The organism is Clostridium hydrogenum (assembly GCF_021432385.1).
Lineage (GTDB): Bacteria > Bacillota > Clostridia > Clostridiales > Clostridiaceae > Clostridium_S > Clostridium_S hydrogenum.
Genome location: NZ_JAEACT010000004.1, coordinates 892,334 through 914,817, shown reverse-complemented (window position 1 = coordinate 914,817; position 22,484 = coordinate 892,334). Strand labels below are relative to the sequence as shown.

The 22,484-nt window shown below is 30.8% G+C and carries 25 protein-coding genes and 1 riboswitch; of the genes, 23 read left to right on the top strand and 2 right to left on the bottom strand.

Annotated elements, in window-relative coordinates; translation table 11 throughout:
* Window positions 1-8: 8 nt before the first annotated feature.
* The 7 genes from CUEA01_RS22450 to CUEA01_RS22420 all read left to right on the top strand — a co-directional run bounded on the left by CUEA01_RS22450 (window position 9) and on the right by CUEA01_RS22420 (window position 6,602).
* Window positions 9-1,286: a TRAFAC clade GTPase domain-containing protein gene (locus tag CUEA01_RS22450; RefSeq protein WP_234124429.1), complete on the top strand. Its 1,278-nt coding sequence runs from the start codon at window positions 9-11 to the stop codon at window positions 1,284-1,286.
* Window positions 1,283-3,226 carry a GAP1-N2 domain-containing protein gene (locus tag CUEA01_RS22445; protein WP_234124428.1) on the top strand — a complete coding sequence of 648 codons (1,944 nt, stop codon included), beginning with the start codon at window positions 1,283-1,285 and terminating at the stop codon, window positions 3,224-3,226. Before CUEA01_RS22450 ends, CUEA01_RS22445 begins: the two co-directional genes overlap by 4 nt.
* Window positions 3,227-3,307: 81 nt before the next feature.
* Window positions 3,308-3,799 (top strand): YARHG domain-containing protein, encoded by a 492-nt coding sequence (locus tag CUEA01_RS25225; protein WP_234124427.1) that lies wholly within the window; start codon window positions 3,308-3,310, stop codon window positions 3,797-3,799.
* A 60-nt stretch (window positions 3,800-3,859) separates the two neighbouring features.
* Window positions 3,860-3,965: riboswitch (TPP riboswitch) on the top strand.
* An 85-nt stretch (window positions 3,966-4,050) separates the two neighbouring features.
* The gene (gene thiT, locus CUEA01_RS22435) at window positions 4,051-4,683 is read left to right on the top strand and encodes an energy-coupled thiamine transporter ThiT (RefSeq protein ID WP_234124426.1); all 633 of its coding nucleotides are present in this window, start codon (window positions 4,051-4,053) and stop codon (window positions 4,681-4,683) included.
* 301 nt (window positions 4,684-4,984) lie between these two features.
* Complete coding sequence (locus CUEA01_RS22430) at window positions 4,985-5,392, top strand: GNAT family N-acetyltransferase (RefSeq protein WP_234124425.1); 408 nt, start codon at window positions 4,985-4,987, stop codon at window positions 5,390-5,392.
* Window positions 5,393-5,799: 407 nt separating this feature from the next.
* Window positions 5,800-6,186 (top strand): PH domain-containing protein, encoded by a 387-nt coding sequence (locus CUEA01_RS22425; RefSeq protein ID WP_234124424.1) that lies wholly within the window; start codon window positions 5,800-5,802, stop codon window positions 6,184-6,186.
* 29 nt (window positions 6,187-6,215) lie between these two features.
* Window positions 6,216-6,602 carry a DUF1284 domain-containing protein gene (locus tag CUEA01_RS22420; protein ID WP_234124423.1) on the top strand — a complete coding sequence of 129 codons (387 nt, stop codon included), beginning with the start codon at window positions 6,216-6,218 and terminating at the stop codon, window positions 6,600-6,602.
* Between the two features lie 149 nt (window positions 6,603-6,751).
* Here the strand turns inward: CUEA01_RS22420 and CUEA01_RS22415 are convergent, their stop codons facing one another.
* Entirely contained in the window at window positions 6,752-6,907 is a 156-nt protein-coding gene (locus CUEA01_RS22415) for an endoglucanase (protein ID WP_234124421.1), read from the bottom strand.
* 367 nt (window positions 6,908-7,274) lie between these two features.
* On the opposite strand from CUEA01_RS22415, the gene CUEA01_RS22410 reads away from it, so the two are divergent.
* The 10 genes from CUEA01_RS22410 (at window position 7,275) to CUEA01_RS22365 (ending at window position 15,370) form a co-directional block, all read left to right on the top strand.
* Window positions 7,275-8,474, top strand: a complete 1,200-nt coding sequence (locus tag CUEA01_RS22410) for a M20 metallopeptidase family protein (RefSeq protein WP_234124420.1) — start codon at window positions 7,275-7,277, stop codon at window positions 8,472-8,474.
* Window positions 8,475-8,555: 81 nt separating this feature from the next.
* Window positions 8,556-9,053, top strand: coding sequence for a MarR family winged helix-turn-helix transcriptional regulator (locus CUEA01_RS22405; RefSeq protein WP_234124418.1), 498 nt, complete (start codon window positions 8,556-8,558; stop codon window positions 9,051-9,053).
* A gap of 80 nt (window positions 9,054-9,133) precedes the next feature.
* Entirely contained in the window at window positions 9,134-10,306 is a 1,173-nt protein-coding gene (locus CUEA01_RS22400) for an ArsA family ATPase (RefSeq protein ID WP_234124417.1), read from the top strand.
* Between the two features lie 3 nt (window positions 10,307-10,309).
* Window positions 10,310-10,510: a hypothetical protein gene (locus tag CUEA01_RS22395; protein WP_234124416.1), complete on the top strand. Its 201-nt coding sequence runs from the start codon at window positions 10,310-10,312 to the stop codon at window positions 10,508-10,510.
* Between the two features lie 15 nt (window positions 10,511-10,525).
* A complete protein-coding gene (locus CUEA01_RS22390) occupies window positions 10,526-11,689 on the top strand; it encodes an ArsA family ATPase (protein WP_234124414.1) in 1,164 nt (387 codons plus the stop codon).
* A 112-nt stretch (window positions 11,690-11,801) separates the two neighbouring features.
* Window positions 11,802-12,425 (top strand): TetR/AcrR family transcriptional regulator, encoded by a 624-nt coding sequence (locus tag CUEA01_RS22385; RefSeq protein WP_234124413.1) that lies wholly within the window; start codon window positions 11,802-11,804, stop codon window positions 12,423-12,425.
* 53 nt (window positions 12,426-12,478) lie between these two features.
* Window positions 12,479-13,360 (top strand): ABC transporter ATP-binding protein, encoded by an 882-nt coding sequence (locus CUEA01_RS22380; RefSeq protein WP_234124412.1) that lies wholly within the window; start codon window positions 12,479-12,481, stop codon window positions 13,358-13,360.
* A 5-nt stretch (window positions 13,361-13,365) separates the two neighbouring features.
* Window positions 13,366-14,169: an ABC transporter permease subunit gene (locus CUEA01_RS22375; protein ID WP_234124411.1), complete on the top strand. Its 804-nt coding sequence runs from the start codon at window positions 13,366-13,368 to the stop codon at window positions 14,167-14,169.
* Window positions 14,170-14,204: 35 nt separating this feature from the next.
* Complete coding sequence (locus CUEA01_RS22370; RefSeq protein WP_234124410.1) at window positions 14,205-14,996, top strand: ABC transporter permease subunit; 792 nt, start codon at window positions 14,205-14,207, stop codon at window positions 14,994-14,996.
* Between the two features lie 47 nt (window positions 14,997-15,043).
* On the top strand, window positions 15,044-15,370 hold the full coding sequence (locus CUEA01_RS22365; protein ID WP_234124409.1) for a thioredoxin family protein: 327 nt from the start codon (window positions 15,044-15,046) through the stop codon (window positions 15,368-15,370).
* A 307-nt stretch (window positions 15,371-15,677) separates the two neighbouring features.
* On the opposite strand, the gene CUEA01_RS22360 is transcribed toward CUEA01_RS22365, so the two are convergent.
* Entirely contained in the window at window positions 15,678-16,964 is a 1,287-nt protein-coding gene (locus tag CUEA01_RS22360) for a glycosyltransferase family 2 protein (protein WP_234124408.1), read from the bottom strand.
* A gap of 211 nt (window positions 16,965-17,175) precedes the next feature.
* On the opposite strand from CUEA01_RS22360, the gene CUEA01_RS22355 reads away from it, so the two are divergent.
* The 6 genes from CUEA01_RS22355 to CUEA01_RS25020 all read left to right on the top strand — a co-directional run bounded on the left by CUEA01_RS22355 (window position 17,176) and on the right by CUEA01_RS25020 (window position 22,311).
* Window positions 17,176-17,451 carry an ArsR/SmtB family transcription factor gene (locus CUEA01_RS22355; RefSeq protein WP_234124777.1) on the top strand — a complete coding sequence of 92 codons (276 nt, stop codon included), beginning with the start codon at window positions 17,176-17,178 and terminating at the stop codon, window positions 17,449-17,451.
* An 11-nt stretch (window positions 17,452-17,462) separates the two neighbouring features.
* Window positions 17,463-19,901 carry a DsrE/DsrF/DrsH-like family protein gene (locus CUEA01_RS22350; protein ID WP_234124407.1) on the top strand — a complete coding sequence of 813 codons (2,439 nt, stop codon included), beginning with the start codon at window positions 17,463-17,465 and terminating at the stop codon, window positions 19,899-19,901.
* Between the two features lie 194 nt (window positions 19,902-20,095).
* Window positions 20,096-20,437, top strand: coding sequence for a hypothetical protein (locus tag CUEA01_RS22345; protein ID WP_234124405.1), 342 nt, complete (start codon window positions 20,096-20,098; stop codon window positions 20,435-20,437).
* Between the two features lie 231 nt (window positions 20,438-20,668).
* The gene (locus CUEA01_RS22340) at window positions 20,669-20,899 is read left to right on the top strand and encodes a GTP-binding protein (RefSeq protein WP_234124403.1); all 231 of its coding nucleotides are present in this window, start codon (window positions 20,669-20,671) and stop codon (window positions 20,897-20,899) included.
* Complete coding sequence (locus tag CUEA01_RS22335) at window positions 20,887-22,134, top strand: translation factor GTPase family protein (protein ID WP_234124402.1); 1,248 nt, start codon at window positions 20,887-20,889, stop codon at window positions 22,132-22,134. Before CUEA01_RS22340 ends, CUEA01_RS22335 begins: the two co-directional genes overlap by 13 nt.
* A 45-nt stretch (window positions 22,135-22,179) precedes the next feature.
* On the top strand, window positions 22,180-22,311 hold the full coding sequence (locus tag CUEA01_RS25020) for a hypothetical protein (RefSeq protein ID WP_268906376.1): 132 nt from the start codon (window positions 22,180-22,182) through the stop codon (window positions 22,309-22,311).
* Window positions 22,312-22,484 lie beyond the last annotated feature (173 nt).

Genomic DNA, 22,484 nt, shown 5'->3' with positions numbered 1-22,484 from the left:
TGATGTAAGTGGCTTTATTTGATAAGATATTTGGAGGTAAGGGCAATAAAACTAAAATATCAAATGCAAACATACGTAAAGGAACTTATGATATAGTATGCCCATTTTGTTTTAAAAAGTTTAAGCCAAGCAATGTTGTTTTTAGGGCGGAACATAGTGAAGAAGGCGATCCAGAATATGAAAAGGCTGTGGATGAGGAATTAAATAGCTATAATAAGAGAATAGGAAAGGCTGCTGTTTCGGAACTTAATCCTATAATAAAACCAGAAAGTCTTCCAAAAGGAAATTTAAAAATGGTTGATGGTATTGTTTTAGAGGTTAAAGATAAGTACGATGTGGCAACAGATAAAAGACTTTGTCCATATTGCCATAATGAACTTCCAATAACTTCAGGCAGAGGACCTACTAATATAATATCTGTAGTGGGTGCGTCTCAAGTTGGAAAGTCTGTCTATATGACCTGTCTTCTTTATGTTTTAGAACATTATGCTGCTGAATCGTTTAATGGAGCACTTATTGCAGGAAATTCGGAGTATAATGAAGAAATAAAAGAAAATCAGCAGATAATATTTGAATACAACAAAATGCTTGAACCAACGCCAAAGGAACATGTAGATCCACTTATAGCGAATTTTAGGTTTAAAGATGATACAAAACCACCAATAACCTTTGTATTTTATGATGTACCTGGTGAAGGAATGACTGATAAATCATATATAGACAAACACGGAGAACATATTAAGAATTCTAGCGGAATAATATTTTTAGTTGATCCTCTTCAAATGAAAACCTTGAGAAAAAAATTAAATATTTTAAATAAAGAAGAACAAGGAGATTTTACCGCAAAATATCAGGAGCCAAAGGACATAATAGTTTACCTTTACGAAAACTTTATAGGAAAAGAAAATGGAGCAGCAACAGATATACCAACAGCAGTCGTTATTACAAAAACAGATATGCTTAGAAATTTAAATGATCAAGAATATTTAAGTCCGAATAGCAATATATTTAAAAACTATAAGCATAATATGTACTTTAATTTAGATGAATTTGAAAATATAAATGGGGAAATGAAAAGATTTCTTGGAAGAGCTGATTCTCCATTTAAGGGTGCCATGGAGGCGTACTTTAGGAATACAGCATATTTTGGGGTGTCATCTCTTGGAAGTAATCCTCAAAATCTTGAAATAAGCAGCAGCAATACAGTTACACCTTTAAGAGTAGAAGAACCATTTTTATGGCTTATGTACAAAATGAAATATATACCTGGAGGCAGTGAAAAATGATAAAACAGCATTATTACACAAGGGAAAAGCGAGGAGTTTACAGTGATAACCCAGGTTATGATACTGTAGCGAAAAGTATGGGGCTTAGTGATGAATTTACAAAAGAAGTTCTTCACAAATATTGTTTTTACGAAATCCCTACTGAACTTTTAAATGAAAATAATTATGATAAATTTCCTAAAGCATATACTGTATTTAATATTCCATCCGGCGAAATGGTTATTGGCAGAACTTCTTTTGTACCGAAGGATTTTGAAGGTAAAAGAAGCACGTTTTTTACGCATAACTATGTACTTGAAAAGAAGGAAAAAGAAGAGTTTATAAAAAACCCTAATAAAATAATATGTGCGGATGGGTTTAAAAATAGTTACAATATTGCAGATGGTGGCATTTTAGAGGATATCCGCAGAATTGAAATGGAAAGCAATGAAATTGGATTTTCAACACTTTCAGATTTACTTGCAGAACTTAAAATTGAGGAAGATACCTTTAAAGAAATAGTAATGGCATGTTTTATTTCAGTGCGTCAAAACAGAAAGATATATATAATACTAGATGTTGATATAGCTATGCTTTCATTTTATGCAAAGGAATTATTAAAATTTATATATAAAGCACTTCCATATGCAGTTAGAGAGAGACTTGGTTTCATAACCTACACTAAAGATTATAAAAGCATAGACTTCATACATATTCAATTTGTATCAAAAGGTGGAATAAAGAGTATTAACACAGAAGTAAATGCTGGCTATTTATTTGACTTTGCAGGACATAGGGTTTTGAAAGAAGGAATTGAAGCTGAGAAGCATAGATATTTAGCTTTTGTAGTAAAAAATATAGATAATGATGAAAAAATTAATGAATTTATAAAAGAGGTTAGCGATTTTTGCATTGATTCTCTTGATATAAATGAATACGATGATTTTTGCAAAATACTTTTAACAAGTGAAGAGGAAGCTGCATTTAAAGATAATAAAGAAAGCAAACTAGAGCTATTTGAAGATATATCAAAAAATGAAAAATTATTAGCAGAATTTATTAGAAAAAATAAACAAAATGAAAAGATAAGTGAAAGTTTAAAAGAATATGCAAGTTATTTAATAGAGAAGTGTGTCGATTTTGAAGGGTATTTTCAAATTGTTGAATTTTGCTTTGTAATTTCGCCTAAATTTATTGAAATTTTGTCAGAAGAATTTAAGGAGAAAGCACTAAAACTCTTTAAGCCCTCGCTTTACGTAGCAGATGAATTCATATTTGTAGATGAAAAAGTTTCAATGCTAGAAGATCATCATAAAAGTGAAGAGCTTAAAAAGTTTTTAGATGGGCTGAGAGAACAACTATTTGATATATTTATAGAAACAGTGCAACCTGAGTTTATGAGCATACCTTCAATAGAAAAAATTAATTTGCTGCCAAGAAATATAGATAGTGAAAATTATGAAATTGTAAGCATACTAAAAAAAGTTGTAAGTATTAAAAATTTTGATGATGCTGCATTAGCAGGTGCGGCTGTAAAAAATTCAGGATATAAAAATAAAATAGAGCATGCAATAACTAAGATATACAAGTTGTCAATAAACAATGAAAATTACTTAAAGATAATATGTGGATTTTTAAATAACACTGGCTGCGATATTAATGCTGTAATAAATTATGTATGGCAAAATGGTGAGACGAAGGAAGCAAGAGAATTTGTAATATGGCTTTGTCGCATGTATGAAAAACTATTTTCAAAAGGGGCAGAACATGACCTTAAAGCAGCGCTTTTTAACTATTTTGAAAACTTAGATATAGATTTTTTTGAGGATACTGAAGTTAGAAATAAACTTATAAAAGAAAGTAAAAAAGGCTTACGTGAATTTATAATAAGGGAAGATAGAAATACAGCAAAGGGAATTAGAAAATTAAAAATGACCTTAAGTAAAATTTTTAACAAATAAAAGGCTATGCTTTAAGATGCCTAAGTGCAAAAATTAACACTTATTTAAAACATAGCCAAATAAAAAAGTGGAGTTGTTATTGTGCCAAGCTTTGAAAAAATTGATGATTATATAAATTACCACAATGAAATAAAAATAAAGAAATCTACTACAAGATTTGTTGGAACAGCTGTAATTTTTGTTATTGTTCTTATAATTTTTGTTCATTTTAAAGTTTTAACAGCTGTAACTGCCAAAAAGGTTTCTAAGGTCAATACAAATTCAGTTAAAACTGCATCAAAGCTTAAAAGTAATCCAGTAAAGAGCAGTACATATATCTTGCAAGATAGCGATAAGTACAAGCTTACCGGCAATCAACTTGAGAAATTAACTGGTTATGAGCTTATGATGGCGAGAAATGAGATATTTGCAAGGCATGGATATGTTTTTAAAAAGGAACCTTTTAAAAGTTATTTTGGAGCAAAAAGTTGGTACTCGCCAAATCCAAGTTTCAAGGGCTATGATTCACAATTAAGCAGTGTAGAAAGATACAATGTTAAGGAAATACTTAAATATGAGAATAAAAAAAGCTAGAGAAAAGTAATGTGGAAAATTAATGAAAAAGAGAGTATAATAAAAGCAGAAATAAATAATTAAAAGTGCTAGGGGTGCCCTTGGGCTGAGAAGTAAGGATTTTCTTTACGAACCCTTCATACCTGATCTGGATAATGCCAGCGTAGGGAAGCAATTATTAAAGAGTTTCTAGAGTTAAATTTGAAACTCTATATATGAAAACAATTGTTTCAGGCAGGTCTTCCTAAGCACTAATTTTAGGAGGTTTTTTTATGTCTTTTTCAAAAAATTTGGGCGAAATATTGAAGCACCCAACATCACTTGCTGCACTTTTAGCGGTTATAATACTTGTAGTAGTAGCTATTAAAGTAAGGAAGGTTAAGCTTAACACTTACATGATTGCACAAATAGGAATAGCACTAGCTTTAGCAACTGTTTTGAAGGTTTTTAAAATTTATCATCTACCTCAAGGCGGGAGCGTAACCTTTGGAAGCATGATTCCAATTCTTTTAATGGCACTTTTTTATGGACCAGAAGTTGGATTTTTAACAGGATTTTTATATGGAATTATAACACTTATAATGGATCCATACATTCTGCACCCTGTTCAAGTATTATTTGATTATCCACTTCCATTTATGGCGCTTGGGCTTGCTGGATATTTTAGAGATAAAAAGATTGTTGCAACAATAGTTGCTGTTTTTGGTCGGTTTGTATGTCACTTTATTTCTGGTGTGGTATTCTTCGGAAGTTATGCGCCAAAAGGTCAATCACCAATGCTATATTCGTTTTTAAGCAATGGTGCGTTTATGGGAGTTGAAGGTGCAATATGTGTTGTAATTATGGCATTGCTTCCAGTAAAACAGCTTTATGCTATAGCAACGAAGAAACACGCCATAAATTAAAGTTTAACTCAGAGTACGGAGTACAGAGTACAACGAAGGATGATTTTTCTACGCCAGCGTAGAAAAATCTAAAAACTTATTTTTTATTGCTTACGCAATCGCGCCATGTATGGTGCTTAGCGAAGCTGACAACATTAAGTTTAAGATTTACCTGAGAAAAGCGAAAGGTAAATCATCCTTCACTGTACTCTGTACTCCGTTATCTGTACTCTGCTTTTCAAATACTAATTTAACAGGATGAGTTTGGTATTAGCAATTTTAATTTTTTAAATTGCTTATCTATAGACAGAGGTGATTTAGTATGATTAGATACATAAATAGTTTAGAAAATATTAATGAAGATAATATGAAAGGATTTTTTGTAGATTGGCCAAATCCGCCATCATTAAAAAAACATATCGAAATATTAAAAGGTAGTTCTTATTTTTGGCTAGCAGTAGATGAGAAAAGTAAAAATGTTGTTGGTTTTATTACTGCTATTTCTGATAAGGTTTTATCTGCATATATACCACTTCTTGAAGTTTTACCAGAATATAAAAACAAGGGAATAGGATCGGAGCTTGTAAGATTAATGATGGAAAGTCTTAAGGATTACTATATGATAGATTTACTCTGTGATGAAGAGCTTACTGAGTTTTATAAAAGATTTGGGATGTTTAAATCACAAGGTATGATTATAAGAAATTATAATAGACAAAATGGAATTTGAAAAGGGAACTGTGAATTGATTTTAGTGTATACATTATAAATAATTTATGCAAATTTTAATAAATTGTTAATATATGTAATAAAGCGTTATATTTGATTTTATATGTGGTAAAATTGAAATAAAATATAATGCGGTAGTCTATACTCAGAATTGCAGAGTACAGATGACAGAGTACAGAGTACAGTGAAGGATGATTTACCTTTCGCGTTGCTTAGGTAAATCTTAAACTTAAGTGTATCAGCTTCGCTGAACACTGTGTATAATGGGATTGCGTAAGCAATAAAAAATAAGTTTTTAGATTTTTCGTAGCGATAGCGGAGAAAAATCATCCTTCGTTGTACTCTGTACTCTGTACTCCGTACTCTGATTTAAATTCCAAGTTGCTTATCAATAGTGGAGGGTTTTATATGTATAGTTTTGAAGAACAAGTTAAAGAAAAACTTCAATTGCAGGAAAAGTTAATTGAAACCTTTAGTGGGCGGATTGAGCCGACCAACATAGTTATGAAGTTACTTCCAGATATGTATGAAATTACTGTTACCAATATGGCAATTAGGGGGGCAATTACAAATAAAAGAATTATTGTGTACAAGCAGGAAATTCAAAAAAATGAGTTTTTATTTGATATGCAACTTGAGGATATTACTACGTATACTTTAAAAAATGAAATTTTGAGTGGAAGTTTGCTTATTAATACGAAGGATAATCAAATAAAGTTCTCTTTTAAAAAAGAATGTTTAGCCGAAATAAAAAATGCACTAAGTAAAGTTGTGTCTAAAGTTAATGGGTATTAGAAGAAATCAACATATAAAGGGGCAAGAGTATGCTTAAGATAAGAGCACATCATTTTTTATGTATGCAGGGTTTTCAAGGATATGGGTACAGCAATGAATTTGTGGACAATATGTCTAAAGTAATAAAGTATATAAAGGAAAATAAAAACGAGAACATAAAATTAATAGATAACTGTGATGATATTTGTAGTGCGTGTACAAATAATAAAAATGGGCAATGTGATGACTTTTATAAAGTTGATGCAATGGATAAAAAGGTTCTGAATAAATTGAGCTTAAAAAGTGGTGAGGCTGTTAAATTAAATGAATTGTTTGCGTTGGTGAATGAAAAGATAAAAGATAAAAAATCGGCACAAGAAATTTGTGGAACCTGTTCATGGCATGAAAAATGTCTTTGGTTTTTAAATATTAAGTAGTTTGTGGTATAAAATGAAAATATAACTTAAATAATTCATAAATAATTATACTTTGAAATAAATTAATCATAAAAAAGGCTATGTTTTATATAAGTGTGAAAATCAGCACCTATTAAAGCATAGCCTAAAAAAAGGCGTTTACGCGCCTCTTATATTAAATATCCATATCTATCGTCACATAAAATCCTCATTTGAGCTACTTCGGGAAAGCTTTGGAATTCTTCGGGAATATCATAAACGTCTGTGTTTTCAGAAAATAAAGCAGATAATATAAATACCAAACATACTAATAAAAATATAGACATACTAAACAACCCCTTTCAATTCTAAAGAAAAATACTTAAAAATTATTCATATTGTTTATCTTTATTATACATAAATGAAGGAAAAAAGTCACTACATTTACAATAATAAATGCAAAAATGCAAAATTTACATATAAATAATGGCTTTTCATATAAAATGTTAACTTAACTCACCAAATATTTAATTAATTTAGATATACTATAATATCTTTGATAAAGTGATAATGCAAACCTTTTCATAAGCAATTAATTTAATGGTTATGTTTTAAATAAGAGCTTATTTTCACACTTATTTAAAACATAGCCAATTTAAAATTGTGGTAAAATGGTAATTAATAAAGAGTATTATATGGATGAGAGGATGAATTATGATTATTGATACAAAATATAATAATGTTTATGATTTTGGAGAAATTGAAAAAATAGTGCCTGAAATAATAGATATAAGAAGACAACTTCATAGTTTCCCAGAACTTAGCCTTAAGGAATTTAAAACTACAGAATTCATTTGTGATTTTTTGAATAAGCTTGGAATTGAGTATAAAAGGCCAATTGATACAGGCGTAGTAGCAGAAATTATAATAGATGAAAAATTACCTACAATTGCACTAAGAGCTGAAATGGATGCACTTCCTATTCAAGAAGAAAATTCTTTTGAGTATGCTTCAAAAAATAATGGAGTAATGCATGCCTGCGGACACGATGCTATTGTTGCTATAGCATTAGGTGTTGCAAGTGTACTCAATAAAAATAAAGAAAAGTTAAAATCAAATGTTAAATTTATATTTGAACCGGCGGAAGAAATAGGAAAAGGTGCAAAAGCACTAATTGAAGCAGGTGCATTAGAAAATCCTAAAGTTAATAAAATCCTTATTTTTCATCTTACAAATTCCGAGCCTCTTGGAATGGAAATACAAAGGGGAGTTTCTACTGCGGAAATTTCTTCTGTAGTTATTAATATAAAAGGTAAATCAGCGCATTGGGCAGAAAGAAATAATGGTATAGACGCTATTTATGCTTCTGCCAAGGTTATTTCAAAAATTCATGAAGTAAATGATTCATATAAAGGTAAAATGCCAATGGTTGTGGGAATAGGAACTATAAATGGAGGTGTTAAAGGTAATATAATTGCAGATAGTGTTCAGCTTAAGGGGTCTTTAAGAACATTTTTAGAGGAAGATAAAAAAGAAATTATTAATAATTTAAAGAAGGAATTTAGTAATATAGAAGGTGAATTAGGTGCATCAATAGAGTTTAATGTGATTCCAAGAATTCCACCTATATACAATGATAAAAAGCTTGTAGAACTTGGTTTGGATGTTGGAAGAAAGTTATTTGGTGATAAAAATGCCGTTGCTTCAAGCACTCCTTTTCTTGCAGGAGATAATGCAGCCTTTTATTTTGAAAAAGTTCCAGGGCTAAGAGTGGTGTTTTTTGCAAGGAGAGAAGGAAAAATTAACTATCCTCTGCATAATTCAAGGTTTAACTTTAATGAAAAAATTATTCCGCTTGCTATGGAAGCTGTAAGCAAAATTATTTTGGAACTTGGAAAAAATTCTAATAAGTGAAAATCTGTGTTGACAATAAAATACTTCGGTGATAGAATTAAAATATACTTCTAGTGAAGAACTAAATGGAGGAATAAAATTATGAAACCTAATCAAGAAATTGATTTTGAAGGGATGATCTTTTCGTATATTGACGAATTTAAATTTTTAATTTTTCCCGATAAATGGAACAGTATATTTTTGGATTATTCTAAAAATGAAATTATGGCACTTTTATTCCTTTATAGATTTAAAACTGCTAATATGACACAAATATCAAAGTACATAAATGCACCGCTAAATACAACTACTGGAGTAGTAAATAGGTTAGAAAAGAAAAAAATAATTGAAAGAATAAGAAGTAAAGAAGATAGAAGAATTGTAGAAATTGTATTAACTCAAAAAGGTAGTGAATTTATAAACGAGGAAAAGAAAAATATACTTAGCATAGTTAAAGCAATTTATGAAAAGCTTACAGAGGATGAAAAGTCTGCTGCAATAAACATATTTAGAAAAGTAACAGAAGTTTTAATGAAAGATATGGCTTCAAAGGATGCGAAAAGCAGTACGAAAAAGATAAAAAAAATAAATATTGAATGATTGCTCAGGAAACTGAGCTAATTTTAGAAAATATACTTCGGTTAAAGAATAATTCTTATAAGGAATGATGGAGGGATAACATGTCTAGAATAATAATTTTTACAGGCAAAGGCGGCGTTGGAAAGACAAGTACAGCAGCAGCTCATGCAGTTAAAGCGTCAAGAAAAGGAATAAAAACCTTAATAGTTAGTACAGATATGGCTCATAACTTAAGCGATATATTTATGCAAGAGATAAAAAAGGAGCCAGAGGAAGTAGAAGAAAATCTTTGGGCACTTGAGGTTGATCCAAATTACGAAATGGAGAGATATTATGGTTCTATTTCAGAAGCCATTAAAAAAATGATTAGCTTTCAAAATAGTAAAGATGAGGAGGCTTTTGAGGATATAGTGGTATTCCCGGGAATGGAGGAATTATTTTCGCTTTTAAAAATTAAGGAAATTTATGATGAAATGGTTTATGATCTTATAATTGTAGATTGCGCACCTACTGGGGAAACACTTTCGCTTTTAAAGCTTCCAGAAATTTTATCTTGGTACATGGAAAAAATGTTTCCTGTAGGTAAGGTGGCTATGAAAGTTCTAAGACCTATTTCAAAGGCTGCCTTTAAACTTGAGCTTCCAAACAATGATGCATTAAATGATATAGAAAAACTTTATGTTAAGCTAAGCGAACTTCAAAATTTACTTAAAAATAGAGAGGTATGCAGTCTTAGACTTGTAACTATTCCTGAAAAAATGGTTGTAGATGAAACAAAAAGAAATTACATGTATTTAAATCTTTATAATTTTAATGTTGATGGTCTTTATATAAATAGAATTTTGCCAAGTGAGGTTGAAAATAGTTTTTTTGATAAATGGAAGGATATTCAGAAGAAATATATTAAAGTTCTGGAGGATACTTTTTCAGAGGTACCTATATATAAAATTAAGTGGTATCCCATTGATGTTAATGGAATTGAGGGTTTGCACAAAATAGTAAAAGATTCACTTACCGATGATAATATTTTTAGGGTTTTAAAAACAACTCAAAGTGAAGTTTTTGAAAGGTTGGAAGATGGATATAGATTAAATATAAAAGTTCCGTTTACAGAAAAACAGGATTTAAATCTTCATGAGGGTGATAATGAACTAATAATTAAAATAGGAAACTTCAAGAGGAATATTCCAATGCCAGAGGTTATGAAAAAATATAGTGTAAGTAAAGCTAAGTTTGAGGACGGAATTTTAAAGATATATTTTGAGGAGATGTAGAAAATGAATAAGGAATTTATAAAAAAGATGATAAAAGCTGAGGCTTTAAGGTATAGCGCAATTAAAGAAATATTACCTGATGAAATAAAAAAAAGAGTTGATAATTTTGAAAAAGAAGCTCTAGATGTTTTAAAGGATATTGCCTTTGAAGCAGTTGAAGAAAAATCAGAGACTAAAGAATGTAAAAAGGTAAATATTAATTAGAGAGGATGGTATAGCATGAGAATTATATTGTATACGGGCAAGGGCGGAGTTGGGAAGACAAGTATATCTGCTGCTACAGCTTCAAAAATTGCAAAGGAAGGAAAGAAAGTTCTTATAATGAGCACAGATCAAGCTCATAGCCTAGGGGATTCCTTCAATAAGAAACTTTCAAATGTGCCTCTTGAAATAGAAGAAAACCTGTATGCTATGGAAATAGATACTGTTTTGGAAAATGAAGCGAAGTGGGGAAATATTAAAGAGTATATACAAAAATTAATATTTTCAAAATCAGGTAGGAGTATAGAAGGTGAGGAGCTCCTTGTATTTCCGGGTTTTGATGAGCTGCTTGCGCTAATTAAAATAAAAGAGATAAGTGATGAAGAAAAATATGATATCTTAATTGTAGATTGTGCTCCGACTGGTGAAACCATGTCCCTTTTAAAGTTTCCAGAACTATTTAAATGGTGGATGGAGAAGATATTCCCAATGAAAAGAAAAATGGCAAAGATTGCAAAACCAGTAGTTGAGAAAACAGTTAAAATTCCAATGCCGGATGATAAAACTTTTGATGAAGTTGATATTCTTTATTCAAAAATTGATGACCTTCACAAGCTTATGCTTGATAAATCTAAAGTTAGCATAAGAATAGTAACTACACCAGAAAAAATAGTTATAAAAGAAGCCAAGAAGAGTTTTTCATATCTTCATTTATTTGATTTTAATGTTGATGCCATAATAGTAAATAAGGTGTTTTCAAAAGCAGGAGCTAGCGGATATTTTGAAAAGTGGTTAGACATTCAAAGTGAAAGTATAAAGGATATATATGAAAGTTTTGGAGCAATTCCTGTTTTTAAAGTTGAACTTATGGATAATGAGGTAAGAGAATATGATAGGCTTCTCTATTTAGGCAATCATATTTATAATGAAGCAAATCCTTGTGATATATTGTTTGAAGATAAAATATTTGAGATAGAAAAAGCTGCTGAGGGTGGCTATGATTTTTCGATAAATATACCCTTTGTTAATAAAAGTGATTTGGATTTATACCAAAAGGGTGATGAGCTCAGCATATCCATAAAAAATGAAAAGAGAAATTTTGTACTTCCTCAGAAATTACATTCAAAAGAGATTCAAGGGGCAAATTATGAAGATGGAAAACTTATTATCCATTTTCAATAAAATAGCTAAACTTATTAAAACATAGCCTAATAAAAAAACAATTGACCGAATCGGTTTATGATGATATATTTAAATAAACCGATTCGGTCAATTGTTTTATGAGGTGATTATTTTGGAGAAATTTTTAAGTTTACCGGTGGAAAAACAAAATACAATTATTGATGCAGCACTTAAGTGCTTTGGTACTAATGGTTATAAAAAAACATCTGTTAGTGAGATTGCGTCCAATGCTGGAATTTCAAAAGCAATGGTATTTCACTACTTTGGCACAAAAAAAGCTTTGTATATTTATTTAATTGAGTTGTCTAGCGACCTTATTATGAATGAAATTTATGAAAAATTTGATAAGACTATTACTGACTTTTTTGATAGAATAATAATTTCAGGTAATATTAAGGTTTCAGTTATGAAGAAACACCCTGCAATATTTTTATTTTTAACTAATGTATATTTCGAAACTGATGAAGAAGTTAAAAAAGATATACAAAATATTTTTGTAAAAGGTGAGGTCTTTAGAAATAAAATTGCTTTTGATGGAACTGATACTTCAAAATTTAAAACTGGCATTGATTCAAAGCTTGTTATGAAAATGCTTGTATGGTTAGCCGAAGGATACACTAGTGAGTTATCAAATAAAATTAATACAGAAGCTGACTTTGATGAGCTTTTTAAGGAATACTATGAATGTGTGAATTTAATTAAAAATAATTTTTATAAAGAAGAATATATAAAATAAATGTCCTGTGCTTTAAAACATAGCCAATAATTAAAATATAGGAGGTTACATCCATGAGCGTTATTGAAATTAAAGATCTTACAAAAAGTTATGGAAAAGCAAGAGGTATAAGTAACGTAAACTTAAGTATAGAGCAAGGGGAGATTTTTGGTTTTATAGGACCTAATGGTGCAGGAAAATCAACAACTATTAGAACACTTTTAGGATTAATTCATCCGACAAGCGGAAGTGCAACTATTTTTGGTAAAAGCTGCATTGAACACCCTGAAGTTAGAAAAGAACTTGGCTACTTGCCATCAGAAGTGTTTTATTATGACAATATGAGGGTTATAGACCTGCTTAAATACTCGGCTAGCTTTTATAAAAAGGATTGTACTAAGAGGATAAACGATCTTGCAGAAGTAATGAATTTGGATTTAAAAAAGAAAATTAACGATCTTTCTTTTGGTAACAAGAAGAAAGTAGGCATTGTTCAGGGATTACTTCATGAACCAAAACTAATTATCTTGGATGAGCCTACAAGCGGTCTTGATCCATTAATGCAGCAAAGATTTTTTGAACTTCTTGGCGAAGAAAATAAAAAAGGTGCTACTATATTCTTTTCTTCACACATCCTTAGTGAAGTACAAAAGATGTGCAGTCGTGTTGCACTTATAAAAGAAGGAAAGATTATAAAACTTGAAAAGATGAGCACGCTTCAGGAAAATAGCTACAAAAAAATCAGTATTGAGGCTAAAGTTCCAATTAGTAAAGATACTTTCAATATTAGAGGTATAAGTGGTTTTAAGTCAAAAGGTAATACTGTAAATTTTATGTTTAAGGGTGACATAAACTCCATTACGAAAAAAATAGCGGAGCTAGAGCTTCGAAATATATCTATTGATGAACCTAATCTTGAAGAAATCTTTATGCATTACTATGTAAAGGAGGAGTGATTACCATGAATATATACCTTCATGAACTTAAGTCACTACGAAAATCAGTTGCTATCTGGGTATGCGCGTTGATTGCATTGGCAGCACTGTTTCTTTCAATTTATCCTAGTATGGCAAGTGATTCAGCTGAATTTAAAAAGCTTCTTAGTAATTATCCACCTTCAATTAGGGCAATGCTTGGTATTAATATTGATTACATTACATCAATTTTGGGGTTTTATTCAATGATTTTTTCGTTCATTGTGCTTTGCGGAGCTATTCAAGCTATGAATATGGGGATTTCAATACTTTCAAAGGAAGCAAGAGAGCGTACAGCTGATTTTCTTCTTGTGAAACCCATTTCACGTTCAACCATAGTAACTGCAAAACTTCTTGCAGCCTTGACTATGCTTATAATTACAAATGTATTATTTTGTGCCGCAGCTACAATTATAGCTAATGCTATTAAAACAGTAGATTACAACATAAAGTTATTTTTAATGATAAATCTTACTTTGTTTTTTATACAGCTCATTTTTCTTGCAATTGGTGTTGCTATTTCAGTATTTTTTAATAAAATTAGGTCAGTTCTTCCAATATCACTTGGTGTGGTTTTTGGATTATACATGGTTGGGGCTTTGATTTCTACTGATAAAAACAATGAGGTAGCTCGTTTAATTTCACCTTTCAAATATTTTGATATAACGTATATCATTAAAAATGCAAGCTATGAAACTAAATATCTTATTACTGGTGCAATTATTGTGATTGCTTCTATAGCTTTAAGTTATATTATTTATACAAAAAAGGATATACATGCTGTGAGCTGATGGGCTCTAAGTTTTAATTATATGGAGGTCTCATTATGAATATTTTTTTAAGAGAATTAAAGGCTAATCGAAAAGCGTTAATAATATGGAGTGTATGCATGTTTTTGTTAGTTATAAGTGGTATGAGTAAGTATACAGTTTATTCTTCAGGAAATGGCAATGAAGTTTTTAATAAGATGCCATATTCACTAAAAGCATTACTTGGAATTGGTTCTTTTGATGTGGCAAAAATGAGTGGATTTTTTGCATTTTTATTTCCTTATCTTGAGATTACAGCTGCTATTCATGCTGCACTTCTTGGAAGTGGTATTATTGCAAAAGAAGAGAGAGATAAAACTACTGAATTTCTTATGGTAAAACCAGTATCTCTAAATACTATAGTAACTTCAAAATTACTTGCTGCTTTTGTAAATGTAGTGGTTTTAAATATAGTTACTTTAATATCTTCTATAATGATGGTTAATGCCTATAATAAGGGAAAAGATATTTCAGGTGAAATAACAATGTTTATTTTGAGCATGTTCATTGTTCAGTTAATATTTTTATCGCTAGGGGCTTTGCTCTCTGCTTTTATGAAAAATTCAAAAGCTTCAGGCTCTATTGTCGCAGGAATACTATTTGGTTCATTTATGATATCAAAAATAACTGATTTTACCGATAAAATAAATGCTATTAATATACTTTCTCCTTTTAAGTATTTTAGCTATCAAGATATTGTAAATGGTAACGGAATAAGTGTTGGAATTAGCATTATTTCGATTGCGTTAATTGTTACTTTTGCTATTTTAACCTACTTTTTTTACATGAGGCGAGATTTTAAGGTATAAGTATACTATTTGAGGAATATAAGTTTTAATTTTAGAGGTGATAAAAATTGGGTAAAATACACTCAAAAGAGGAAATAGAAACTCTAATAAACACAAGCGAAATTTCGCTAATATATTTTAGCAGTGAGAGCTGTGGTATATGCAAGGTAATCAAACCGGAACTAGATAAAGTACTTAAGGCATATCCTAAGATTAAAAGTGTTGATATAGATGTAGAAGGTAATATAAAATTGGCTGCTTCGTATAGTATATTTACCCTTCCGGCGGTTATTATATATGTAGAAGGGAAAGAAACTATAAGGCAAGCAAGATATATAAATATAGAAGAAATAAGGGATACTATCGATAGATACTATAAACTTATCTATGGATAAGCAATTTGAAAAGTTAAAATTTATAATACCAAATTCATACTGTTAAATTACAATTTAACTCAGAGTACGGAGTACAGAGTACAGTGAAGGATGATTTTTCTACGCGAGCGTAGAAAAATCTAAAAACTTATTTTTTTTATTGCTGCGCAATTGTGCCATTTATGGCGCTCAGCGAAGCTGACACCATTTAAGGTTAAGATTTGCCTGAGTAAAACGAAAGGTAAATCATCATTCACTGTACTCTGTACTCCGTCATCTGTACTCTGCTTTTAAAATTGTAATTTACAGTAAATCATGTAAAGTTTTTTTAGCGCGTTTTTTCAAGATCACTAATGTTGACACTTCTACTATGTATTGTATGATCCCATTCTTTATTGTCTTTATCAATAATTGCTTGTATACAAATAGGTAACCAAGTTACTATATAAATAGGCATTATTATATAATATATTAGTACCTTAAAATTAAATTTCTTTTCTCCAATAAGTAAAATAGGTGTATATAAATACATTGTTAAGCCAACAAAACTAGCAAATATAACAAATGCAGTAATGTTCGAGGCGATACCGCCAGTAACAACATTATTATAACTATTCATTATATATTCATACAATCCCAAAATCATCTTGAATACACCTATGACTGTGGTCAATCCAAATAAAATAAATAGCAATGGCTGAATAGTATATATTGCACAATCTATTGCTGTAAGGCTTCTCTCTTTAATTCCAAATTTCATAAGCTTAAAAAAGTATCTGCTGCTTACATCTACAAACCCCTGCATCCATCTTTTCCTTTGTCTCCAGGATTGTACTAAGGTAAGAGGTTTTTCATCATAAACAATAGCATCATAGGCAAAATCAACTTTATAACCATTAGATACTAACTTACAAGTGAATTCCAAATCTTCTGTTAAACAGGTTGCTCCCCAGCCTAATTTTTTTATTAGTTCAGTATCTATACAACAGCCAGTCCCACCAAGCTGACTTGAAATTCCCATATTAATTCTTGCAAGTTGAGCCATTCTATTGTTAGCCCAAAAGGTTATTGAATAACTCCCTGTAATCCAAGTATCCATTGGATTTTTGCTATCTAAATAACCCTGAATTACTTTGGAACCTGAGCAAAGTTTTTTATTCATTTCCTTCAAAAAATTTTTAGAAACAAGATTATCTGCGTCAAAAATACAAACAGCATCATATTTTTTGTCCATGTGAAATATTTTATCAAACATCCACTCTAATGCGTAACCCTTACCCTTTTTCTTGTCATTAAATCTTTCATAAACTAAAGCTCCAGTTTCAGTAGCTATTTTTGCAGTGTTATCAGTGCAATTATCGGCAATTACAAATGTGTCGTATAATTCTTTTGGATAATCTAAATTGTTTAAACTAACTACTATATCCTTAACGACGACCTCTTCATTATGAGCAGCTACTATTAATGCAAATCTTTTTTCTGGTTTTACAGTATTTGAAGTCTTTTTTTTGTAGATTCCAAATAAAGCAATGATAAAATAATATACCGAAAAAACAAAAGCGAAACCTGTTAATATATTTGAAAGAAAAATTATTATATATTCTAGATCCTTCATTATTAGCCTCCTTAAATAAATTTTAAGTAAAGTATGTTAACAAAAATTAATATTGATAGGTATAACAGTTCACTATAATTATATAAATGTTAGCAATAAACGTCAAATATAGTTAGCGATAAATTACTTGAAACTTCAAAATTAAGTTGACTTTTTAATCAATATATCGTAATATATGAATATAGTGATTAGAAAGAAAGTAGGAATGAAGATGAATAAGGATGTTTCTGAATATAACGAGGCAGCAGAACTTTTAAAGACGCTTGCCCATCCAATGAGATTATGCATAGTAAAGGGCTTGCTTGAAAAGGGCGAATGCAACGTAACTTATATGACAAATTGTTTGGAGTGTCCTCAGTCTACAATATCACAGCACTTACAGAAGCTTAGAAGTGCAAAGATTATTGAAGGAAGAAGAAACGGACTTGAAATATATTATAGTGTTTGCAATGACAAGGTTGCAGAAATAGTAAAAATATTATTTTGAGGTGATGAAAAATGAAAAAAGTAATTATAGTTGGAGGAGTTGCAGGAGGAGCTTCAGCCGCTGCAAGACTCAGAAGATTAGATGAAAATATAGAAATAATAATGTTTGAAAGAGATCAGTATATATCCTTTGCCAATTGTGGTCTTCCATATCACATTGGAGAAAATATTAAAGAAAGAGAAAAGTTAATTGTTCAAACGCCAGAGAGCATGAAAAATAGATTTAATATAGATGTTAGAATAAATAGCGAAGTAACAGGTTTAGATACACAAAACAAAAAGGTGAGGGTTAATAGTAAAGAAAAAGGAACTTATGAAGAAAGCTATGACTATATAATTTTATCACCGGGAGCAAAGGCAATTAAGCCAAATATAGAAGGAATAAACAGCAGTAGAATAATGACACTTAGAAATATTCCTGATATGGATAAAATAAAGAATACTGTAGATGGCAAAAATGTAAAAAGTGCTGTAGTTATTGGCGGAGGCTTTGTTGGAGTTGAAACAGCAGAAAACCTAAAAGAAAGAGGAATAAATGTAGTTTTAGTTGAAGCTGCTCCTCACATTTTAGCACCTTTTGATACAGATATGTCAATAATGGCAGAAAAAGAATTAGAGGACAACGGAGTTAATTTAGTTTTAAATGATGGAGTAAAAGGTTTTAAGGAGCAGGGAGAGCAGATTGAAATTACATTAAATAGTGGCACTAAAATTAACGCAGAACTTGTTGTACTTGCAATAGGAGTAACTCCAGATACAGCATTTTTAAAAGATAGTGGAATTGAGTTTGGACCAAGAGGTCATATAATAACAAACGATAAAATGGAAACAAACATAAAAGATGTATTTGCAGTTGGGGATGCTGTAGAGGTTGTTGATTTTATTAATAAGGGAAAAACAGCAATAGCACTTGCAGGACCTGCAAATAAACAGGGCAGAATTGCAGCAGATAATGTTTGCGGTTTAAATACCTCCTTTAAAGGAACTCAAGGGACTTCAGTAATCAAAGTTTTTAATTTAACAGCAGCTAGCACAGGTAATAATGAAAGAACTTTAGATAGATTAAATATTGCACATAAAGTTATATTTGTTCACCCAGTTTCACATGCTTCCTACTATCCAGGAGCACTTCCTCTATCAATAAAACTTATATTTAATGACAGTGGGAAAATATTAGGGGCACAGGCTGTTGGATATGATGGTGTTGAAAAAAGAATTGATGTTATTGCTTCAGTTATAAGATTAGGCGGAACAGTTTATGACCTAGCAGAACTTGAACTTTCCTATGCACCACCGTATTCATCCGCAAAGGACCCTGTAAATATGGCAGGGTTTGCAGCAGAAAATGTGCTTACGGGAAAAGCAGAGGTTATTACACCAATGGAGTTTTTAAATTACAATAAGGAAAATTCTATTGTGGTGGATGTACGTTCAGATATTGAGTATAGCAATGGACACGTGGATGGAGCTTTAAACCTTCCAGTGGATGATATGAGAAATAGGATGCAGGAACTTGATAAAAATAAAGAAATAATAGTATATTGCCAGGTTGGACTTAGAGGTTATGTTGCTCAAAGGATATTAATGCAAAATGGCTTCAAGGTGAAGAATGTAACAGGAGGCTATAAATCTTTATCTGCATTGAGCTTTAAGCCAAGGGGAGTAGATAATATGGCGAATAACAATCAAACTATAGAAGAGGTTGCAGTGGAGAAAAAGGACAATTTTGACAAAAGCTTTGATGCATGTGGATTATGTTGCCCAGGACCACTTATGCAGGTAAAAGCATGCTTAGATGATATGAAAAAAGGACAGATCTTAAAAGTTACAGCATCAGATCCGGGTTTTTATGAAGATATAAAAGCTTGGTGTAAAAGAACTAATAATGAACTTTTAGATTTGAAAAAAGAAGGAAGTACTATAATTGCATATATAAAAAAAGGCGGAGAGGAAGAAAATAAGCCTGTGCAGGTAGCTGCTAAAGATAACAAAACTATGGTAGTTTTCAGCGGTGATTTGGATAAGGCAATAGCTTCTTTTATAATAGCAAATGGTGCAGCTTCTATGGGAAAAAAAGTTACAATGTTCTTCACCTTCTGGGGATTAAATATTCTTAGAAAAGAAGAAAAAGTAAATGTTAAAAAAGGCTTTATGGATAAAATGTTTGGAATGATGATGCCAAGAGGAAGCAAAAAATTAAAACTTTCAAAAATGAATATGCTTGGAATGGGTCCTCAAATGATAAGAAAAGTGATGAAAGATAAAAATGTTACTTCACTTGAAGATTTAATAAAAGCAGCCACTCAAAGTGGTATAGAAATAGTGGCTTGCCAGATGTCTATGGATGTAATGGGCATAAAGAAGGAAGAATTAATTGATGGCGTTAAAATTGGTGGAGTTGGATATTACCTGGGTGAAGCAGAAGATTCTAACGTAAATCTATTTATTTAGAAAATAATTATTCAAGAAAAGTATCAATCAAAAGGTTGATACTTTTTTTAGAATAACATAAATGCAATTGCAACTGTTAGGCAGCTATTCTACTTGCAAGGTAGCAATGCACTAAAAAACATTAGTTTTACTTATTTTACATATATAAACTTATAAGCAAAGTATTCGATAATTTAGTGAAAGGAAGTGTTTTTATGCATATTAATTCACTAAGTAACAATATAATGCTAGGCTTACAAAATAGACATAGGAGAAATGAAGCGGTAGCTAAAATGAAATCTAAAAATGACACACTTGAAAATGAAAAGGCATCTAAAGTACAAGCTAAAGATGATTCTACATCTGAAAATATATATCAATTGACGCCTACTGGTGATGTAATTGTCGTAAGTGGGAAATTTGAGTATGCTACTGATGATGAACTAAAAAACTCTAGAAATGGAGTGCTACTGAACATAGATGACAAAAATATAAAGTATGCAACTACTAGTGATGGTAAATATGAGACTGCACATCTAATAAATTCGTATGCTTAAGATTAATTTGACATAAAATAAGCATTTGCATATAGAGTTCATTAGTTGAATCGGTTTAGACAATGATAAGATAGCACCATTGGTTATGGTGTTTTTATTATAGGAGTATGTGAAAATATAGGTATTCTTTTTTACGAGCCGCTCAAAGGCTTTTGTGCGGTATAGTAAAACCTATAGAATACCTTTCTTCACATTCTCATATGCAATAAAATTTATACTGCAGGAGTTATCTTGCAGTATTTTTTTGCCTTCAGATGTTGCATCTGGTTCAGGGATGAGGCATTTTTAGAAATAATTAATAGTGGATTTCCACCTTGCTGCGAACTTGTTATTTTTAAAGTTGCTAAATTTGGAAGGATGATATTTTTGAATAAAATTAATATAGGAATAGTTGCACATGTTGATGCAGGCAAGACAACTGTTATTGAAAACCTCATTCTAATTCAGCTATGGAGGACATAATAGAAAACTTGTGTGATATAGATGAAAAGTTACTTGAGGACTATGTGAACGGAGAAAGCATTAAGAGGAGAAACCTTGAAAGAAAAATAGAACTTAAGTCAAGGAGGGCAAAGGTTTATCCGGTACTGCTGGGGTCAGCTTTAAAAGGGATTGGCATAACAAATTTAATGAATGCAATAATTAAATATCTTCCATATTCAATGGGGGATGAAGCAAAGCCATTGTCAGGAGTTGTTTTTAAAATAGATAATTCCAATGTGAAAAATAAAAAAGTTTATGTAAGACTATTTAATGGAAAAATAAATTTGAGAGATACCATTACGATTTATCATAAAAACAATATTGAAAAAGTGAAAGGAATAAATGATTTAGTTGATGGAAAAAGTGTAGAGGCTGGAAGTGTGGTTGCGGGGGATATAGGTGTGTTGTATGGGTTAAAAAATGTTAGAATTGGGGATATTTTAGGCGATGGACATAAAAAAATTAGAAATATAAATTTAGCACAGCCTGTATTAAAATCTCAGATTACACCGATTTCTCAGGAAGATAATATAAGCTTGTACGAGGCTTTGACTTTACTTTCGGAAGAAGATCCACTTTTGCAGCTTGAAGTTGGTGAATTTAATGAAGAAATTTATATTAACTTTTTTGGAGAAGTTCAAATGGAAATAATTAAGACGATTCTTGAAGTTAATTATGGAATAAAAGTCAAAATAGCTGATGCTTCAATTATATATAAAGAAACACCTGCAAAAGAGGGAGTGGCGATAACAAGAATTTGGGAAAAGGGCAGCTTCTTTGCAGCAGGAGTTGGTTTGAAGGTAGAACCCATAGAGCGTGGAAAAGGTGTAGTTTATGTGTCAGAAATAACAACAGGGTATTTGCCAAGGACTTTTCAAAATGCTATTGAAGAAGCCGTGTACGATACATTAAAGCAGGGACTTTTGGGCTGGGAGGTTACAGATATAAAAATAACCCTTAATTACGGAGTTTTTGATAGTGTGATGAGTACTCCAGCGGATTTTAGAAATTTAACGCCAATGGTGCTTATGAATGCAATCAATAATGCAAAGACGGAACTTTTGGAGCCGATGTATGAATTTCAACTTAAAATTAATAAAAATGTGTGTGGAAAGGCAGTTTCAGATTTGAATAAGCTTAGAGCTGATTTTCAAAATCCAGTATTAAGCGGAGAAGATATTATAATTCAAGGTTTAGTACCTGTAAATACCTAACAAAAATATAATCTAGAAGTTTCTTCATACACAGAAGGAAAAGGAATGTTTGTAACTAAATTTCATGGATTTAGAAAGATACCTTTAAAATTAGGTAAAACTAGAGAAAAGTATAGAATAGATCCCTTAAATAAAAAATTGTATATGATGTATAAACTTAATACTATAAGAAAGTAAGGAAAAGGGTACGACGCACGAAATTATTTAATACACAAATCTTAAAGATTGCGAATTAAATCAATTCACAATTCACGATGCACAATTCACAATGAAGGTGGATTTTCTGTAGCAAAGCTACAGAAAATCTTATAACTTATTTTTTTATTGCTTACGCAATAGCACCATTTATG

What these genes read in the sequence shown, in the direction of transcription:
- CUEA01_RS22445 (WP_234124428.1), top strand. Translation starts at nt 1,283, where the DNA reads ATGATAAAACAGCATTATTACACAAGGGAAAAGCGAGGAGTTTACAGT.
- thiT (WP_234124426.1), top strand. Translation starts at nt 4,051, where the DNA reads ATGTCTTTTTCAAAAAATTTGGGCGAAATATTGAAGCACCCAACATCA.
- CUEA01_RS22430 (WP_234124425.1), top strand. Translation starts at nt 4,985, where the DNA reads ATGATTAGATACATAAATAGTTTAGAAAATATTAATGAAGATAATATG.
- CUEA01_RS22425 (WP_234124424.1), top strand. Translation starts at nt 5,800, where the DNA reads ATGTATAGTTTTGAAGAACAAGTTAAAGAAAAACTTCAATTGCAGGAA.
- CUEA01_RS22420 (WP_234124423.1), top strand. Translation starts at nt 6,216, where the DNA reads ATGCTTAAGATAAGAGCACATCATTTTTTATGTATGCAGGGTTTTCAA.
- CUEA01_RS22415 (WP_234124421.1), bottom strand. Translation starts at nt 6,907, where the DNA reads ATGTCTATATTTTTATTAGTATGTTTGGTATTTATATTATCTGCTTTA.
- CUEA01_RS22410 (WP_234124420.1), top strand. Translation starts at nt 7,275, where the DNA reads ATGATTATTGATACAAAATATAATAATGTTTATGATTTTGGAGAAATT.
- CUEA01_RS22405 (WP_234124418.1), top strand. Translation starts at nt 8,556, where the DNA reads ATGAAACCTAATCAAGAAATTGATTTTGAAGGGATGATCTTTTCGTAT.
- CUEA01_RS22400 (WP_234124417.1), top strand. Translation starts at nt 9,134, where the DNA reads ATGTCTAGAATAATAATTTTTACAGGCAAAGGCGGCGTTGGAAAGACA.
- CUEA01_RS22395 (WP_234124416.1), top strand. Translation starts at nt 10,310, where the DNA reads ATGAATAAGGAATTTATAAAAAAGATGATAAAAGCTGAGGCTTTAAGG.
- CUEA01_RS22390 (WP_234124414.1), top strand. Translation starts at nt 10,526, where the DNA reads ATGAGAATTATATTGTATACGGGCAAGGGCGGAGTTGGGAAGACAAGT.
- CUEA01_RS22380 (WP_234124412.1), top strand. Translation starts at nt 12,479, where the DNA reads ATGAGCGTTATTGAAATTAAAGATCTTACAAAAAGTTATGGAAAAGCA.
- CUEA01_RS22375 (WP_234124411.1), top strand. Translation starts at nt 13,366, where the DNA reads ATGAATATATACCTTCATGAACTTAAGTCACTACGAAAATCAGTTGCT.
- CUEA01_RS22370 (WP_234124410.1), top strand. Translation starts at nt 14,205, where the DNA reads ATGAATATTTTTTTAAGAGAATTAAAGGCTAATCGAAAAGCGTTAATA.
- CUEA01_RS22360 (WP_234124408.1), bottom strand. Translation starts at nt 16,964, where the DNA reads ATGAAGGATCTAGAATATATAATAATTTTTCTTTCAAATATATTAACA.
- CUEA01_RS22355 (WP_234124777.1), top strand. Translation starts at nt 17,176, where the DNA reads ATGAATAAGGATGTTTCTGAATATAACGAGGCAGCAGAACTTTTAAAG.
- CUEA01_RS22350 (WP_234124407.1), top strand. Translation starts at nt 17,463, where the DNA reads ATGAAAAAAGTAATTATAGTTGGAGGAGTTGCAGGAGGAGCTTCAGCC.
- CUEA01_RS22345 (WP_234124405.1), top strand. Translation starts at nt 20,096, where the DNA reads ATGCATATTAATTCACTAAGTAACAATATAATGCTAGGCTTACAAAAT.
- CUEA01_RS22335 (WP_234124402.1), top strand. Translation starts at nt 20,887, where the DNA reads ATGGAGGACATAATAGAAAACTTGTGTGATATAGATGAAAAGTTACTT.
- CUEA01_RS25020 (WP_268906376.1), top strand. Translation starts at nt 22,180, where the DNA reads ATGTTTGTAACTAAATTTCATGGATTTAGAAAGATACCTTTAAAATTA.